The 1244-nt window shown below is 71.1% G+C and carries 2 protein-coding genes; one reads left to right on the top strand and one right to left on the bottom strand.

Going from position 1 to position 1244, the window contains the following annotated elements:
* Positions 1-236 (bottom strand): hypothetical protein (locus ABZ260_RS51305; protein WP_355633314.1); only part of this gene is annotated, 236 nt, incomplete at its 3' end.
* Here ABZ260_RS51305 and iscB point away from each other — a divergent pair.
* On the top strand, positions 144-1244 hold a 1101-nt coding region (gene iscB / locus ABZ260_RS51300), incomplete at its 3' end, for an RNA-guided endonuclease IscB (protein WP_355633312.1). The genes ABZ260_RS51305 and iscB overlap by 93 nt on opposite strands.

Below are 1244 nucleotides of genomic sequence, written 5' to 3'. Positions count from 1 at the left end.
AAACGGCTCACGGACACCGCCTCGCGGCGGTACCTGGTGTTCACCATGGGCGAGGGGAGACCGGTCCGGCCACACCGCCGCACCGGCGTCACCCCCAGGGCGCTTCGGCGTCCGAGGGAGCGAACCGTGAGGTTCATCCGGCCGTGTTCGTCCTTGACCGCCACGGCCACCCGCTTGACCCGTGTCACCCCGCTCGCGCCCGTCGCCTGCTGGCGGCGGGCCGGGCGGTGGTTCACCGCCACACACCGTTCGTCATCCGTCTCAAAGACCGCGATGCGGCGACCTCGGCCATCGAAGGCGTGCGAGTCGGCATCGACCCCGGCAGCAAGCACACCGGCCTGGCGGTATTCACCGACCACAATGGAAACCGGGCAGGGAGGTACTCGATCCAGCTTGACCACCGAGGCGCGGCGATCCGCGACAGGCTCAGCGCGCGGGCCGCGCTACGCCGTGCTCGCAGGTCACGCAACCTGCGTCACCGCGCCCCCCGGTTCCTCAACCGGACCAAACCCCAGGGCTGGCTCGCGCCGTCGCTGCGCCACCGCGTTGACACCACCGTGTCGTGGGTGGTGCGGCTCACCCGGTGGGCGCCGGTGCGGGCGGTGCATGTCGAGCGGGTGGCGTTCGACACCCACGCCCTCAGCGCGGGCAAGCCGCTGCAAGGGGTGGAATACCAGCAGGGCACCCTGGCCGGGTACGAGGTCCGCGAATACCTGCTGACCAAGTGGGGGCGGGCGTGCGCGTACTGCGGCGCCAGTGGCGTGCCGCTCAACCTCGACCACATCCACCCGCGCAGCCGGGGCGGCTCCGACCGGATCGGCAACCTCGCCCTGGCCTGCATCCGGTGTAACCAGGCCAAGAACGCCACTCCGGTAGAGGTGTTCTGCAAAGACAGACCCGCGCTGCTGGCGAGAATCCTCCAGCAGGCGAAGGCCCCGCTGCAGGACGCGGCGGCACTCAACGCCACCCGGTGGGCATTGTGGCGGGCCCTGGAAACGGCCGGCCTGTCGATTCACACCGCCTCCGGTGGCCGCACGAAGTGGAACCGGTCGCGCACCGGTGCCGCCAAGTCGCACACGTTGGACGCGCTGCACGTCGGCCACCTGGAGAACGTCACCGCCTGGCCTTGCACGGTCTTGGTGGTCAAGGCGACCGGGCGCGGCACCTACGCCCGCACCCGCACCGACCGCTACGGCTTTCCCCGGCTGCGGCTGCCCCGGACCAAGCGGGTCAAGGGGTTCGCC

This window comes from Streptosporangium sp. NPDC006013 (genome assembly GCF_040614275.1).
Lineage (GTDB): Bacteria > Actinomycetota > Actinomycetes > Streptosporangiales > Streptosporangiaceae > Streptosporangium.
The sequence above is the reverse complement of the archived record's forward strand: the minus strand, read 5'-3'. Positions and strand labels throughout refer to the sequence as shown.